This window comes from Haloarchaeobius marinus, assembly GCF_051207415.1.
Lineage (GTDB): Archaea > Halobacteriota > Halobacteria > Halobacteriales > Natrialbaceae > Haloarchaeobius.
Genome location: NZ_JBPKGD010000006.1, coordinates 56,521 through 68,978 on the forward strand (window position 1 = coordinate 56,521; position 12,458 = coordinate 68,978).

Below are 12,458 nucleotides of genomic sequence, written 5' to 3' on the forward strand. Positions count from 1 at the left end.
GCTTCATATCGGACAACCAGTGGAGACAACTGGCAAGTGCATACAACCATGAAAGCAGCACGCCTCTACGGAGAAAGCGACATTCGCATCGACGAGGACGTACCTGACAATACCGTCGGCCCGGGCGACGTCCGCATCAACGTCGACACCTGTGGTATCTGTGGCTCTGACCTACACGAGTTCAGAAATCCCGACGCCACCCCAGCCGAGACACATCCACAGACCGGCGCGAAACGGCCGGTGGTCATCGGCCACGAGTTTAGCGGGGTCGTCAGCGAAGTCGGCGAGGACGTAACGCGACTCTCGGTGGGCGATCCGGTCGCCGTCCACCCCAACATCCCCTGCTACGAGTGTGTCTACTGCGAAGACGGCGAGTACAACCGGTGTGAGAACGTCGTTTCGATCGGCTTTCATACCGGAACCGGTGGATTCGGAGAGACCACGGTAATCCCCCAGGAACACGCCCACGTCCTCCCCAATGGGATTGAACTCTGGGAGGGGGCGCTCGTCGAGCCACTGGCCGTCGGTCTCCATGCCGTCCGCCGGTCCAGTTTCGATTCGGGCGACACCGTGGCCGTCTTCGGCGGTGGGCCGATCGGACTCACGACGGTTCGTGCAGCCAGGGCCGCTGGCGCAAAGCAAGTGTTCGTCTCTGAACCCAACGAGCATCGTCGCGCGAAAGCAGCCGAACTCGGTGCCGACGTCACGATCGATCCCTTCGAAGAGGACGCCGAGGAAATCATCAAAAGAGCTACCGAGGGCGGCGTCGAGGCTGCCTTCGAGTTCGCCGGCGCCGAACCGGCGTTCAACGCCGCAGTGCGAAGCACGAGACGTGGTGGTTCGATTACCGTGGGGAGCCTCACTGACGGAGAGATCAGTACCGACATGGCCGAGATTGTCATGAAAGAGCGGACAGTCACAGGAACCTTCTGCTATGGCTTCCCCCCGCGATCATTCCGGACCGAGTTCGACGCCATCATCGAGGCAATCGACCGTGGTGACGTCGACACCGAGGCGTTCGTGACCGGGCGCATCTCACTCGACGACCTCGTCGAAGAGGGATACGAACAATTGCTCGACCCGGAGACGGAACACGTTAAGATCCTGGTAGAGCCTTGACATCCTCCCCGCCCTGAAGGGCGAGGATTCCCACGGCACGGCACCGCTGAGTTGGGATGTTTACGGTTTGTAGCCGCCCCGAGGGCCGACTACTGGCTGTGCCAACCAGCCGTTACTCCTATCCCGACGTGGGATTCGGAGATACTTGCGTTCCGCACCCCGCGTTCCGGTACAGAAGGGGGTGCCTTCTGCGTGGAATCGGGGACTCCCGATATTGTCCGATTAGTCGGGCGGTCAGGCCGCCTCGGATACTTATTGATACGATGACGAACTACGTAAAACATCCGTTCAACACGTCGAACGTGGTTTGTGGAAGGCTTGTCGGATTCATCCCCGCCCTAAAGGGCGGGGCTTTCTCCTTGAATCAGGTAAGGACCGGACTCGTCGGGCGTTTGCAGCCCGTTATCGTTCTGTCGAATCCGGATACACGTACGACGGTTCGAGGTCTTCCTCGCCGCCCATTAGCGTCTCGAAGTACAGCCCATCTAGGTGATCCGTTGTGTCGAAGTATATGTAATCCCGGTCGTGCCACTGGCCGCGCTGCACGATGGGGATGCCGGCACCATCGAAGGCGTCCATGACTGCAGGGGTATCCTCGAACTCGAAGCAGGCGATGTGGTGAATCCCCTCGCCGTGCTCGTCAAGGAAGTCCTGGTGGACCGACTTTCCGCTGGTCGGTTCGATGAACTCCACTTCGAGATCACCGATTGACGTGTAGCCGATGGCGAACGAACACTCCGTTTTCTCGCCGTCGTAGAACATGTCCCTGTGTTCGGGCGGTTCGACGTGGTGGACCTCCCATGGTCCGAACCCGAGGACACGTCGGTAACGTTCCATCGCTTCGTCGAGATCTGCGACGACCCACGCAATCTGGCTGATTGCGGGCGCTTCGATCGCTAGTTCTGGGACTGCAAGGTCCATGCTAGTCAGTGGCGTAACAACGATAAAAAATTGTGCCGGTCCACTGGGAGCTCTCCGATGGACTCCTGAACCCCGTCATTGGCCATGATTGCTGACCCCAGCACGTCGGGGTCAGTGAGATTCAACTCAAAGCGACACGCGCCGGCCCGCCTCGTGGCTCTCCTGGACCGCGTCGACGACACGTTCTGTCCGGAGGGCGTCGGCGAACCCGGGCGCAAAACTGTTCTTGCCGTCGATCGCTCGCAGGAATTCGAGGGTTTCGTGAACGAAGGTATGTTCCCACCCGATGCCGTGGCCCGGTGGCCACCAGGCGTCCATGTAGGGATCGTCGTCTCGCGTGACGTTGATCCTCTGGAACCCACGGTCGTCCGGGAGCTGGACCTGGAGTTCGTTCATCCGGGAACAGTCGAATCGCACCGCCCCCTCGGAGCCGATGAGTTCGATGGCGTTCGTGTTGTCGTGACCGACCGCGACGCGGGACCCTTCCATCATCCCCTGGATGCCAGACTCGAAGGTGAAGTGGGCGGTGTAGAGGTCGTCGTTGGTAACCTGACGACGGTCGTCGCTGTCCGCGACGGTGCGCTCCTCGATGACGGTCAAGAGCCGACCGCTGACGTCCACGATATCCCCAACCAGCCAGCGGGCGAGGTCAATCGTGTGCGATCCCACGTCCGCGAGCGCGCCAGGCCCCGCCAGGTCGCTATCGTTCCGCCAGGACCAGGGGTCGGTCGCGTCAGCCTGCCAGTTCTGTAGATACTGCCCTCGGAAGTACCGGATATCGCCTAGTAACCCTTCATCGACGAACTCTTTCATCAGGCGGAGTGCGGGGACAAAACGGTAGTTGTAGCCACACGCGGCGACGGCATCAGATTCCGCCGCGGCTGCGACCATACGTTCGGCTTCCGTCTGTGTGCGTGCAAGCGGTTTTTCACAGAGGACGTGAACCCCCGATTCGAGCGCGGCGATCGTCGGTTCGGCGTGGAGGTTAGGTGGACCGAGGTTGTAGAGGACGTCCACCGCGTCGACGACCTCGCGCCAGTCCGTCGTGGTTCGATCGAACCCCAGCCTGTCGGCGGCAGCCGCCAACGATTCTTCGTTCCGGCCCGCGATGATTGATCGATTCGTCCGTTGGGTCTCCGGGAAGAACATCGGTAGGCGAGCGAGCGCGTTTGCGTGGGCCTCGCCCATCATGCCATAGCCGATGAACCCGACGTCGAGTGTCATCGCTGCGATTCCCCTAGTGTTGGCTGGGCAACCGAGAGCGCAGCGCAGTCGATGCAATTGTCGGTTGACCCCTGATCATATACTGATGCCATGAGTGTTCGTCGAATGGTCTTCGACGGATGAATAATGCTGCGGCAGTGGATAAAAAGGTGACTGGCAGTAGGCCCCTGCTCGTCCGCCGGCAATCTATCCCCTCTGACTCGGTAACATGGACTAACCAGGGGGGCGAAACGGGTCGTGCTGCTCGATTTTGATGTTGTGACGATAACTGTGGATGTGATCCCTGACGGGGGAAGACGAAGGAGCGTCTCGAATCCATCTTCACGGAAATCTGTGAAGACAAGGGCCTCGGACTTGTCGAGTGCGAGGTCATGCCCGGCCACGTCCAGCTGTTCATCAGAAGTTCACCGAAAAATGCCCCCGTCCCTCATCGTCAACTGGGTCAAGGGCATCTCGGCGCGGAAGTACAATCATCCTCAAACGGCGAGGCAAGCTTTATATAATGGACGATTGAGTAAATTAGTTATGAGTGTGGAGACCAGGTCCACAATTGTCAATAGAATCACTAGTCCAGTGCTCCAGTACCTGATCAGGTACCCAGTACTCGCGGCGATACTGACATGGGTGGGAGTGACTGGCCTGTTCATTATTCTGAATCCGGACGTGATGACCCGGGCAGGCATCTGGGGGAACGTCTTCCGTCAGACGGCCTTGGTTGGCCCGGTCGCAATCATGGTCGCCGTGTTGATGATCGGTGGGGACTTCGACATGACCGTCGGGGCGAACTACGCGCTGTCGGCCATGTTCTTCATCTGGCTCGCCAACCAGGGAATCAGCCCGGCCATCTCGATCTTCGTGACGCTCGGGGTTGGGGCTGCCATTGGCCTCATGAACGGCATCTTGGTGACAGCCACCGGCATTCATTCGTTCATCATCACCCTCGGTGGGTGGTTCTCTATCAGGGGCGCATTGCTGTTGGTATTTAGTGGAAGTGCTAGACTGGAAAACGAAGCCCCGATCATGGAGATCTTCAGCTACGAATTCGGCTCCAATTTCGAGTCGGTTATCCTGTGGATGTTGCTCATCCTGGCTGGCGCGCTTTATCTGGTCCACCGAACCACCTACGGGAACCATCTCTTTGCTGTCGGGAGCAATCGTGATTCAGCACGTGCACGAGGGATCAGGGTCACCCGGACTCGTGTCATCGCATTCATGCTGACCGGGATGGCTGCGGCGTTCAGCGCACTCATGCACGTTGCCAGATTCGAATCGGCCCGGCCGGTATTGCAGATGGAACTGCCGCTGGTGGCAATTGCGGCGGCCGTCCTCGGTGGCTGTGCGCTGTTCGGTGGGCGTGGGAGTCCGAACGCTGGGTTCTTCGGTGCACTCACTTTCGGGACGTTCCAGGCTGGACTCATCGCTGCCGGCGCAAGTACGTCCTGGTACGAATTCTTTGTCGGCATCGTGCTCGTCGCGGCAGTGATATTCAACCGATACATCTCGCGGCTGCGAGAGGAATACCGGTGAGACCAATGTCAGACAATACCCCCCTACTTCAGCTGAAGAACATCAAGAAGAACTTCGGATCGATTCAGGCACTCAAAGGCGTCTCACTCGACGTCGATCGCGGTGAGATCCTCGCGCTCGTCGGCGACAATGGCGCCGGGAAGAGCACCCTGATCAAGAGCATCGTCGGCTACCACAAGCCTACTTCCGGTGAGATCTGGTGGAAAGGCGTGCAGGTTCACTTCGACAATCCGGACGAGGCACTCGATCAGGGGATCAGCGTGGTCTACCAAGACATGGAACTGATTCCATCGCTGACGGTTGCCCGGAACCTGTTCCTCGGTAAGGAACCGACGACGCGCTTTGGTCAACTGGACTTCGACTTGATGTACGAGGAGACGAAGGAAGTGCTCGAAGAGATCGGCCTCTCGTCGATGAACGACCCCAATCTGCCGGCCGAGAACCTCTCCGGCGGTGAAGCACAGAGCATCAAGATCGGCCGAGCACTACACTTCGACGCGGACCTGTTGATCCTCGACGAACCGTTGCGAAATCTCTCGGTCAAGGAATCCGAGAAGGTCCTTGAGACAGTTCAGCGGACGAAAGAACGGGGCATCGGAATTATCTACATCTCACACAACATCTTCAACGCCTACGAGGTCGCCGATCGGATCCACCTTCTCGATGCTGGCCAGACAGTGGACGAGTTCCAGAAAGAGGAAATCGCGGGGCCGAAGGAGTTGATCGACAAGATGAAAACTGTGGCAACGCGCGAAACAACTCAGTAACCGCGCCCGTTCTGCACCCGTTCCGATTTTGTGCCCGTTCCCCTCGATAATCGTTCCCGTCGATTCCAGGGCTCGAGCCGGACGTGCAGACGAACTCGGTCAGGAGGTCGGTGGACTCCCTGGTTATGGTGGTCCGTTGTATAGCCGGGGCGGATATTGACAGACCCCTATAAATAACCACAATATTTATATAACCTTGTCCAGTGCTATCATACGGACATGACTTGGAGGCAGACAGCGGACAGTTTTGAGTACGAACACGGTGCAGTGAACCGCCGAAAGATGCTGGCAGCGACCGGGGCCGCCGGCCTTGCCAGTCTCGCCGGGTGCAGCAGCTTCCTCGGCGGAAACGGAGACGGTAATGGTGGCAACCAAAATAACGGGGGCTCGGGCGGGCAGGCCGGCGACGTCTCGATCCGGTACATTCCCCATGGCGCCCCTGGCCAGGACCCGTTCTGGGAGGCCCAGGGCGCAGGGTGGGACCTCGCCGTCGAGCAACTCGGCGTTGAGGCCTCGTATCAGGGGCCGCAGGACTCCTCAGATTTCACCCAGCAAGTATCCAACATCGAAACGGCAATCGACAGCGGCGTCGACGCCATCGCCGTGACCCTTCCCGACCCACCACAGTTCCAGGAGGCACTCCAGCGGGCCGCGGAGAACGACGTCTACGTAATCGTCACGAACGTCACCGAAACGGGCGAGAAGACGATGCCATGGCACGGCTACGTCGGCCAGAACGAGGCGGTCGTCGGCGAGGAACTCGCGACGCAGGTCCTGCCGCTGTACCAGGAAACCGCCGGGTCGGCGTTAGGCGGGGCAGTAATCCTCAACCACGACCCCGGGCACTCCGCGCTCGCGCTTCGACAGGAAGGGATCGAGAAGGTCCTCGATAACAACAACATCACCCACGACTGGATCGAGGTGCCGTCGGGTGACCCATCGGGCGTCATCAACAGCCTCGCCAGCCACTACTCGAGCAACGAGGGCGTTTCGATGGTGTTCTCGCTCGGCCCGACGGCCGGCGATCCGGCGATTGACTTCATCGAAGAGGAAGGTCTCCAAGAAGAATTGTACCATGCAGGTGTCGACATCTCTGCTGACCAAGCCGAGGCTATCAACGAAGGCTATAACCTCGCACAGGTCATCCAGCAACCGGCCCTGCAGGCCTACCTCGCCGCCCACTACCTCGTCGCCCACGAGCAGTGGGGAATCCTGACGCCCAGCCACACTCCGACCGGCCCGACCTTCGTCCACGCGGGCAACGTTGGCTCCGTCCAGAAACAGATTGACGAGTTCAACGTCGCGTAAGCGGCCCGATGCTCGGCAACTGGTGAATTTTCGATCCATATTTTTAGGTGTCGACCCGCGAGTCGAGTGTCTCGTCTACGCGCCCATCAAAGCCAATCGAGGGTGGCGACTACATATATGGTCTTCCGGACTGAAGCGGTATCTGTCGCGGCCAGCGGCACAACTACTATGATACGACGATCACTGTGTCTCGAGATGGTCTACCAGGAGCGCCCATTCCTCGAACGGATCGATCGGGCGGCAGAGCTCGGCGTAGACGCCGTCGAGTTCTGGGAGTGGACGAACAAGGACCTCGACGCGGTGCAGGCACGCATCGACAAGCACGACCTCGATTTGGTCGGGATGGTCGGCGCCGGCACCGAGGATCCAGACCTCACGGATCCCAACCAGCGCGAGCAGGCCATCGCTACGATCGAAGATTCGATTGCGACCGCGAAGGAAATCGGTCGGCCGAACCTCATGGTCTTGAGCGGTCAGGCCCAAGCCGACATGGATCGGGCAAGCCAACACGAATCGGTCGTCAGCGTCCTCGAGGAGGTGACGTCAACGGCCAAAGCCGCGGACGTCACACTCTTACTCGAACCACTGAACACCGCGGTCGACCATCCGAACCACTTTCTGGAAACTTCGACCGAGGGCTACGAAATTTTAGACGAGGTCGATAGTCCAGCACTCGAACTTCTGTTCGACATCTACCACCAGCAGGTCTCGGAGGGGAATATAATTGAGAACATGACGAACCATATCGACCGCATCGGTCATGTCCATGTCGCGGACGTGCCCGGCCGCCACGAACCCGGCGACGGGGAACTGCATTACGAGAACATCCTCCGAGCCATAGACCAGGCGGGATATGAGGGGTACGTGGGCTACGAGTTCGAGCCAGCGGAAGACTCCGACGACGCGATCCGCAGTATCTGGGAAGAGTGAGGGACGAAGGGGCAGTCAGTCCATCTTTTCGTGCTCGCGGACGGCGTCCCAATCGAGCTCGATTCCCAGCCCTGGGCCGTCCGGCACGTCCATCCGCCCGTTTTGAATCAGATCGTCGCCGACGACCAGGTCCTCCCACCATTCGACTTCGCGGGCGTGGTATTCAAGGCCGTAGAAGTTCGGTACCGTCGCGCCAACGTGAGCCGTCGCGATGGTCGCAACCGGACTGCCGATGTTGTGGGGGACGAGGGTCTGGTAGTAGGCCTCGGCCATATCTGCGATCTTCTTCGTCTCGGCGATGCCACCTGTCTTCGGTACGTCTGGAGCAAGGAAATCGACGGACTGGTCTTCGATTAGGTCACGGAAGCCGTGGCGACCGTAGCGGTTCTCGCCGGTCAGCAGCGGCGTGTCGACACGCCGACGGAGTTCGGTCATCGCATCGGTGTTCTCCGGCGGGATCGGGTCCTCGACCCAGGCCAGATTATACGGCTCAACGGCTTCACAGATGCGAGCGGCGGTCTCGGGGTTGAAGTTCCAGTGGAGGTCGACCGCGATCTCTGCGTCGTGGCCAATCTCGTCCGTGACGGCCTCGACGATTCGACGCTTGTGCTCGATCTCCGGCGGGTCGAAGTGGCGTGCCTTCCGGTTGATGTCGCGGCCAGAGGGAACGTCAAGGTCGAACTTGACGACGTCGAAGCCATCATCGACGGCTGCGCGTGCGGCCGCCGCGTACGCTTCCGGCTCGTACGCGGACGCTTCCTGCCCTTCGTCGGCGGAGGTGACCATCGCCTCGCCAGCGTGGCAGTCTGCGTAGACCAAAACGTTCTCTCGCATCTTGCCGCCCAGCAACTGGTAGATGGGCTGATCGAGGAGTTTGCCGGCGGCGTCCCAGAGGGCGATTTCGACACCACTGATGGCGATGGTGCCAACGCCCTGCTGGGAGCCACGCCCGGAGAGGCTCACACGCATGAGGTTGTACAGCCGTTCGACGTCGGTGGGGTCCTGTCCGACGAGGATCGGTTCGATATAGTCGGTGATGATCTCGTGGACGCCCGGCGAGGGGTAAGCCTCTCCGATGCCGGTCACCCCGGCGTCGGTCTCGAGGGTGACGATCGTCCAGGGGAAGTTGCCGTCGACTACCATCGTATCGATGCCTGTAATCTCGGCCACCGGGCCCTCCTCACGCTCGGGTTGTTCGTCGAAGTCGGCCCAGTTGGTCGCCGCCAGCGTCGCTCCAAAATCTTGGTACATACTATCAGTGACTCAGTAGTCGCCAATCAAGCTTTTGCTATCCACGTGCCGGAAAAGATCGGCGATCAGCCGAACGTCGTCCCGGGCCTCTGTGAACGGCGTCAGGACCTCACGTTCACCCTGAACGACGCCGATGAAGTGTTCGATCTCCGCCTTGAACGGTTCGTCGTAGGAGGGTGTCCGTGTCTCGTCGGAGATAGATTCGACGCCACGTTTGACCCGTAACTCCGTCGGCGAGTTCTTGATGAAGGGATTGGACCACTCCAGTCGCACCATCCCTTCGGCCGTGTCGACGCGGAGCCACTCCTCGAACCAATTTCGCTCGGAAAGCCCCGACTCCAGTGTACAGCGCACGCCGTCTTCGTAGACGAGATGGGCGGTCGCGTACCTGCCGTCGGCGTAGAGGTCGACGTGGTCGATGCGCTCAACGTCGCCGAAGATGCCACGAAGGACGTTCACGTCGTGGCAGATGTGTTCGAGGTGCCAGTGGTAGTCGTCAGCGCGGTCCTCATCCTCGGTCGCCACTGCCGCCAGGGAGTCCGCGCGCTGTTTTGCCATGCTCTGGGCGATCACGTCGTCGGGGACATCACCCGTGACTAGATCGTAAACTTCGTCGATGATGCGACCGTGGTCAGGGTCGACGTCGTAGGCAGTGACCGTATCGATGGCATCGAGATCCCCGATCTCGTCTTGTGCGTCCTGGTACGCCGGATCGTACCGTTTCATATAAGCGACCATAGCGGTTGCATTCGACGCCTCGGCGGCCGCCACCATCCGGTCGGCGTCCTCGATGGAGACCGAGAGCGGTTTCTCGACGAGCGTGTGGATGTCCGCCTCAAGCGTTCGTTCGACGACGTCGACGTGCTGGTTGGGCGGTGTCAGCACGATAGCGGCATCGAGTTCATCGCCGAGTGCCGCGATCATGTCTTCAGCGCTCGCGAAGACGTTGTCCACGTTGTACCGCTCGGCCAGTCGTTTAGCGCGGTCGACCGCGGGGTCGGCCAGCGCGTGGAGGTCCGCCTCGGGGATCTCCTCCACGTATGGAATGTGCATAATTTGGGCGATCGTACCACAGCCGATGATACCGAATTGCATTCATCCATCTTATCGACCATCCGGTATTATATGTACCGATAGTGGGGGAATCAGGCGTTTACCCGGCTGGCGGTCCAGTTTCGTGGTAACTTCCCTCAAGCTTTTAAACGTTGAGAATGTTCCTATTCGTAATGACCCCGGCCATACGAATGTATAGTAAGTACCATCCGCAGAACGTTCACCAGTCGACGTGGGTTCCAGCATGAAGAAGAACCACGTGAAGAAGGCCATCGAAGCCAACGATTCACCCCTGGGAACGTGGATCTCCATCGGCCACCCAACAATCGCGGAGGCCGCTGCGGGCCTCGATCTCGACTTCGTGCTGGTAGACATGGAACACACGACGATGGGACTCGAGACGGTCGAGACGATGGCCAGGGCCGTCGACGCTGCACAGACCAAGACCAACATGGTGGTACGTGCCCCCTGGAACGATCCCGTCCAGTTGAAACGCCTGGTCGACATCGGGGTCGCCGGCGTAATGGTCCCAATGGTCGGCTCCGCCGAGGAAGCGGAGCAACTCGTCGAGGCGATTCGCTATCCGCCGGATGGTATCCGGGGCATCGCCGGGAGTCGTGCCACCGACTTCGGACGTAACTTCGAGGAGTACGTTACCAACGCGAACGGCTCGATTCTGACAATCGCCCAGATCGAAACGAAAGCCGGCCTCGACAACGCCGATGAGATTGCGGCGGTCGACGGTATCGACGCGCTGTTCGTGGGGCCAGCCGACCTCTCGGGTGCGCTCGATCTCTTCGGGGACTGGGAGAGCGAGGCGTTTCAGGACGCACTGAAACGGATCGTCGCGGCCGGCGATGCCGCCGACACGCCGGTCGGGACGCTCACCCTCGACATCGAGACCATCGAGGTGCGCGTCGAACAGGAGTTCGACTTTCTCATCGCGGGGAAGGACGTCTCGTTACTGATGGACGGCATCGAGGAACGGACCGACACCTACCGAAATGCCCTCGACCTCATTGCCTCGGCCGAAGACGACTGAGCCGCGTTCTTCACACCGCTGACTTCAATTCTATCCCCCGATGAGCAGTGCATCTAACGAGTCAAAGTCGACGGAACGCGGCGGTAGGGCGCTATCCGCTGCCGTTCTACTGGATGGTCTGAATCGTCGTCTCCCCGTAACACAGCTACCCGATCCGCACCGTGACGTGGCAGCCGCCGAACGTCTCCCTTATCGATCAGCAAGGTACTCGCATCCGACCGTGGGCGCTCGCTAGTCGACACCCGGCGAAGGTAAATTTATACAGTTAACGGGCCTTGTACCGGTAAATGGCCGATTCAACAGGAGAGAGAACTGTCGCGGTCACTGCGGGAAGCGCGTTCGATCTCGAGATCGAGCGGGCGGTGTTCGAAGGGATGGACGTGAGGTTGCAACCAGTGGACGTCGAGTCGACGGACGATCTGATCGCGGAACTTGCGAACGTCGACGCCGTTATCGACAGACTGCTGGCCGCGCCATATACGACGGACGTAATCGATGCGCTCGGCCAGTGTGCGGTCATCGCTCGCTGTGGGATCGGTATCGATGGAATCGACGTCGAGCGCGCCACTGAACGCGGGATCCTCGTGTCGAACGTACCGGTGTATTGCCAGGACGAAGTGTCGGAGCACGCGATCCTGCTACTACTCGCACTAGAGCGAACTCTCGTCGAGTACGACGCGGCACTAAAAGACGGCACGTGGGCACAGGAGTTACCCACACAGGAGATCCACCGCCTTCGCGGACAGACGATGGGACTGGTCGCGTTCGGGACCATCGCACGTCTCGTCGCCGAGAAGGCACGGGCGTTCGGGATGAATGTCATCGCGTCCGACCCCTACGTCGACGCTGGGGAGATGGCCGAGGAAGGCGTCGAAAAGATCGATTTCGAGGAATTACTCCGCGTCGCTGACGTCGTTTCGTTGCACGCGCCCCTGAACGAAGAAACGAAGGGAATCATCGACATCGACGCGTTCGAGCGTATGAAGGACTCGGCGGTCCTGATTAACGTCGCTCGTGGGGGTCTCGTCGTCGAGGACGATCTCGTGACCGCACTCCGGCAAGACGAGATTGGTGGTGCGGGGTTGGACGTGTTCGAGGAGGAGCCTGCCAACCAACGTGGGGAGTTCACGCCATTCAAGAGCCCGTTGCAGGAGTTGGAAAACGTCGTCCTCACGCCACACATCGCGTGGTTCTCCCGTGAAGCCGACGAGGATCGACGCCGCACTGCGGCCCACGATGTCCGGCACGTCCTTGAGGGCGGGGTGCCGGAGAACGTGGTGAACGATCCGTACTGATCCCGGTCCGCATTCGCGGGC

Annotated in this window: 11 protein-coding genes and 1 pseudogene; 8 read left to right on the forward strand and 4 right to left on the reverse strand. The window is 60.1% G+C overall.

All coding sequences use genetic code 11. The features are described from left to right. Window positions 1–48: 48 nt before the first annotated feature. Window positions 49–1,119 carry a 2,3-butanediol dehydrogenase gene (locus ACSC1W_RS18505; RefSeq protein WP_435349151.1) on the forward strand — a complete coding sequence of 357 codons (1,071 nt, stop codon included), beginning with the start codon at window positions 49–51 and terminating at the stop codon, window positions 1,117–1,119. Window positions 1,120–1,521: 402 nt separating this feature from the next. Here the strand turns inward: ACSC1W_RS18505 and ACSC1W_RS18510 are convergent, their stop codons facing one another. Then, window positions 1,522–2,040, reverse strand: coding sequence for a VOC family protein (locus ACSC1W_RS18510; protein WP_435349152.1), 519 nt, complete (start codon window positions 2,038–2,040; stop codon window positions 1,522–1,524). Between the two features lie 126 nt (window positions 2,041–2,166). Continuing rightward, complete coding sequence (locus ACSC1W_RS18515; protein WP_435349153.1) at window positions 2,167–3,264, reverse strand: Gfo/Idh/MocA family protein; 1,098 nt, start codon at window positions 3,262–3,264, stop codon at window positions 2,167–2,169. 290 nt (window positions 3,265–3,554) lie between these two features. Between ACSC1W_RS18515 and tnpA the strand changes: the two are divergent. The 5 genes and pseudogenes from tnpA to ACSC1W_RS18540 form a co-directional block, all read left to right on the forward strand. Further along, window positions 3,555–3,735 (forward strand): annotated as a pseudogene (gene tnpA, locus ACSC1W_RS18520) (IS200/IS605 family transposase); the annotation flags it as partial. 54 nt (window positions 3,736–3,789) lie between these two features. Continuing rightward, a complete protein-coding gene (locus ACSC1W_RS18525; protein ID WP_435349154.1) occupies window positions 3,790–4,791 on the forward strand; it encodes an ABC transporter permease in 1,002 nt (333 codons plus the stop codon). Window positions 4,792–4,796: 5 nt separating this feature from the next. Next, the gene (locus ACSC1W_RS18530) at window positions 4,797–5,558 is read left to right on the forward strand and encodes an ATP-binding cassette domain-containing protein (RefSeq protein WP_435349156.1); all 762 of its coding nucleotides are present in this window, start codon (window positions 4,797–4,799) and stop codon (window positions 5,556–5,558) included. Window positions 5,559–5,777: 219 nt separating this feature from the next. Next, a complete protein-coding gene (locus ACSC1W_RS18535) occupies window positions 5,778–6,866 on the forward strand; it encodes a substrate-binding domain-containing protein (RefSeq protein ID WP_435349157.1) in 1,089 nt (362 codons plus the stop codon). A 195-nt stretch (window positions 6,867–7,061) separates the two neighbouring features. Then, window positions 7,062–7,796: a hydroxypyruvate isomerase family protein gene (locus ACSC1W_RS18540; protein WP_435349159.1), complete on the forward strand. Its 735-nt coding sequence runs from the start codon at window positions 7,062–7,064 to the stop codon at window positions 7,794–7,796. A gap of 15 nt (window positions 7,797–7,811) precedes the next feature. Here the strand turns inward: ACSC1W_RS18540 and ACSC1W_RS18545 are convergent, their stop codons facing one another. Together ACSC1W_RS18545 and ACSC1W_RS18550 are read right to left on the reverse strand one after the other, a co-directional pair. After that, window positions 7,812–9,047: a mandelate racemase/muconate lactonizing enzyme family protein gene (locus ACSC1W_RS18545; protein WP_435349161.1), complete on the reverse strand. Its 1,236-nt coding sequence runs from the start codon at window positions 9,045–9,047 to the stop codon at window positions 7,812–7,814. Between the two features lie 12 nt (window positions 9,048–9,059). Beyond that, complete coding sequence (locus tag ACSC1W_RS18550; protein WP_435349162.1) at window positions 9,060–10,142, reverse strand: Gfo/Idh/MocA family protein; 1,083 nt, start codon at window positions 10,140–10,142, stop codon at window positions 9,060–9,062. A 202-nt stretch (window positions 10,143–10,344) separates the two neighbouring features. Here ACSC1W_RS18550 and ACSC1W_RS18555 point away from each other — a divergent pair, with 202 nt between their 5' ends. Both ACSC1W_RS18555 and ACSC1W_RS18560 read left to right on the forward strand, forming a co-directional pair. After that, on the forward strand, window positions 10,345–11,142 hold the full coding sequence (locus tag ACSC1W_RS18555; RefSeq protein ID WP_435349164.1) for an HpcH/HpaI aldolase family protein: 798 nt from the start codon (window positions 10,345–10,347) through the stop codon (window positions 11,140–11,142). A gap of 287 nt (window positions 11,143–11,429) precedes the next feature. Further along, window positions 11,430–12,437 (forward strand): C-terminal binding protein, encoded by a 1,008-nt coding sequence (locus ACSC1W_RS18560; RefSeq protein WP_435349166.1) that lies wholly within the window; start codon window positions 11,430–11,432, stop codon window positions 12,435–12,437. The last annotated feature ends 21 nt before the right edge of the window (window positions 12,438–12,458 follow it).

Coding starts and splice junctions, on each gene's coding strand:
- ACSC1W_RS18525 (WP_435349154.1), top strand. CDS start 3,790: ATGAGTGTGGAGACCAGGTCCACAATTGTCAATAGAATCACTAGTCCA.
- ACSC1W_RS18540 (WP_435349159.1), top strand. CDS start 7,062: ATGGTCTACCAGGAGCGCCCATTCCTCGAACGGATCGATCGGGCGGCA.
- ACSC1W_RS18530 (WP_435349156.1), top strand. CDS start 4,797: ATGTCAGACAATACCCCCCTACTTCAGCTGAAGAACATCAAGAAGAAC.
- ACSC1W_RS18535 (WP_435349157.1), top strand. CDS start 5,778: ATGACTTGGAGGCAGACAGCGGACAGTTTTGAGTACGAACACGGTGCA.
- ACSC1W_RS18505 (WP_435349151.1), top strand. CDS start 49: ATGAAAGCAGCACGCCTCTACGGAGAAAGCGACATTCGCATCGACGAG.
- ACSC1W_RS18545 (WP_435349161.1), bottom strand. CDS start 9,047: ATGTACCAAGATTTTGGAGCGACGCTGGCGGCGACCAACTGGGCCGAC.
- ACSC1W_RS18515 (WP_435349153.1), bottom strand. CDS start 3,264: ATGACACTCGACGTCGGGTTCATCGGCTATGGCATGATGGGCGAGGCC.
- ACSC1W_RS18550 (WP_435349162.1), bottom strand. CDS start 10,142: ATGCAATTCGGTATCATCGGCTGTGGTACGATCGCCCAAATTATGCAC.
- ACSC1W_RS18510 (WP_435349152.1), bottom strand. CDS start 2,040: ATGGACCTTGCAGTCCCAGAACTAGCGATCGAAGCGCCCGCAATCAGC.
- ACSC1W_RS18555 (WP_435349164.1), top strand. CDS start 10,345: ATGAAGAAGAACCACGTGAAGAAGGCCATCGAAGCCAACGATTCACCC.
- ACSC1W_RS18560 (WP_435349166.1), top strand. CDS start 11,430: ATGGCCGATTCAACAGGAGAGAGAACTGTCGCGGTCACTGCGGGAAGC.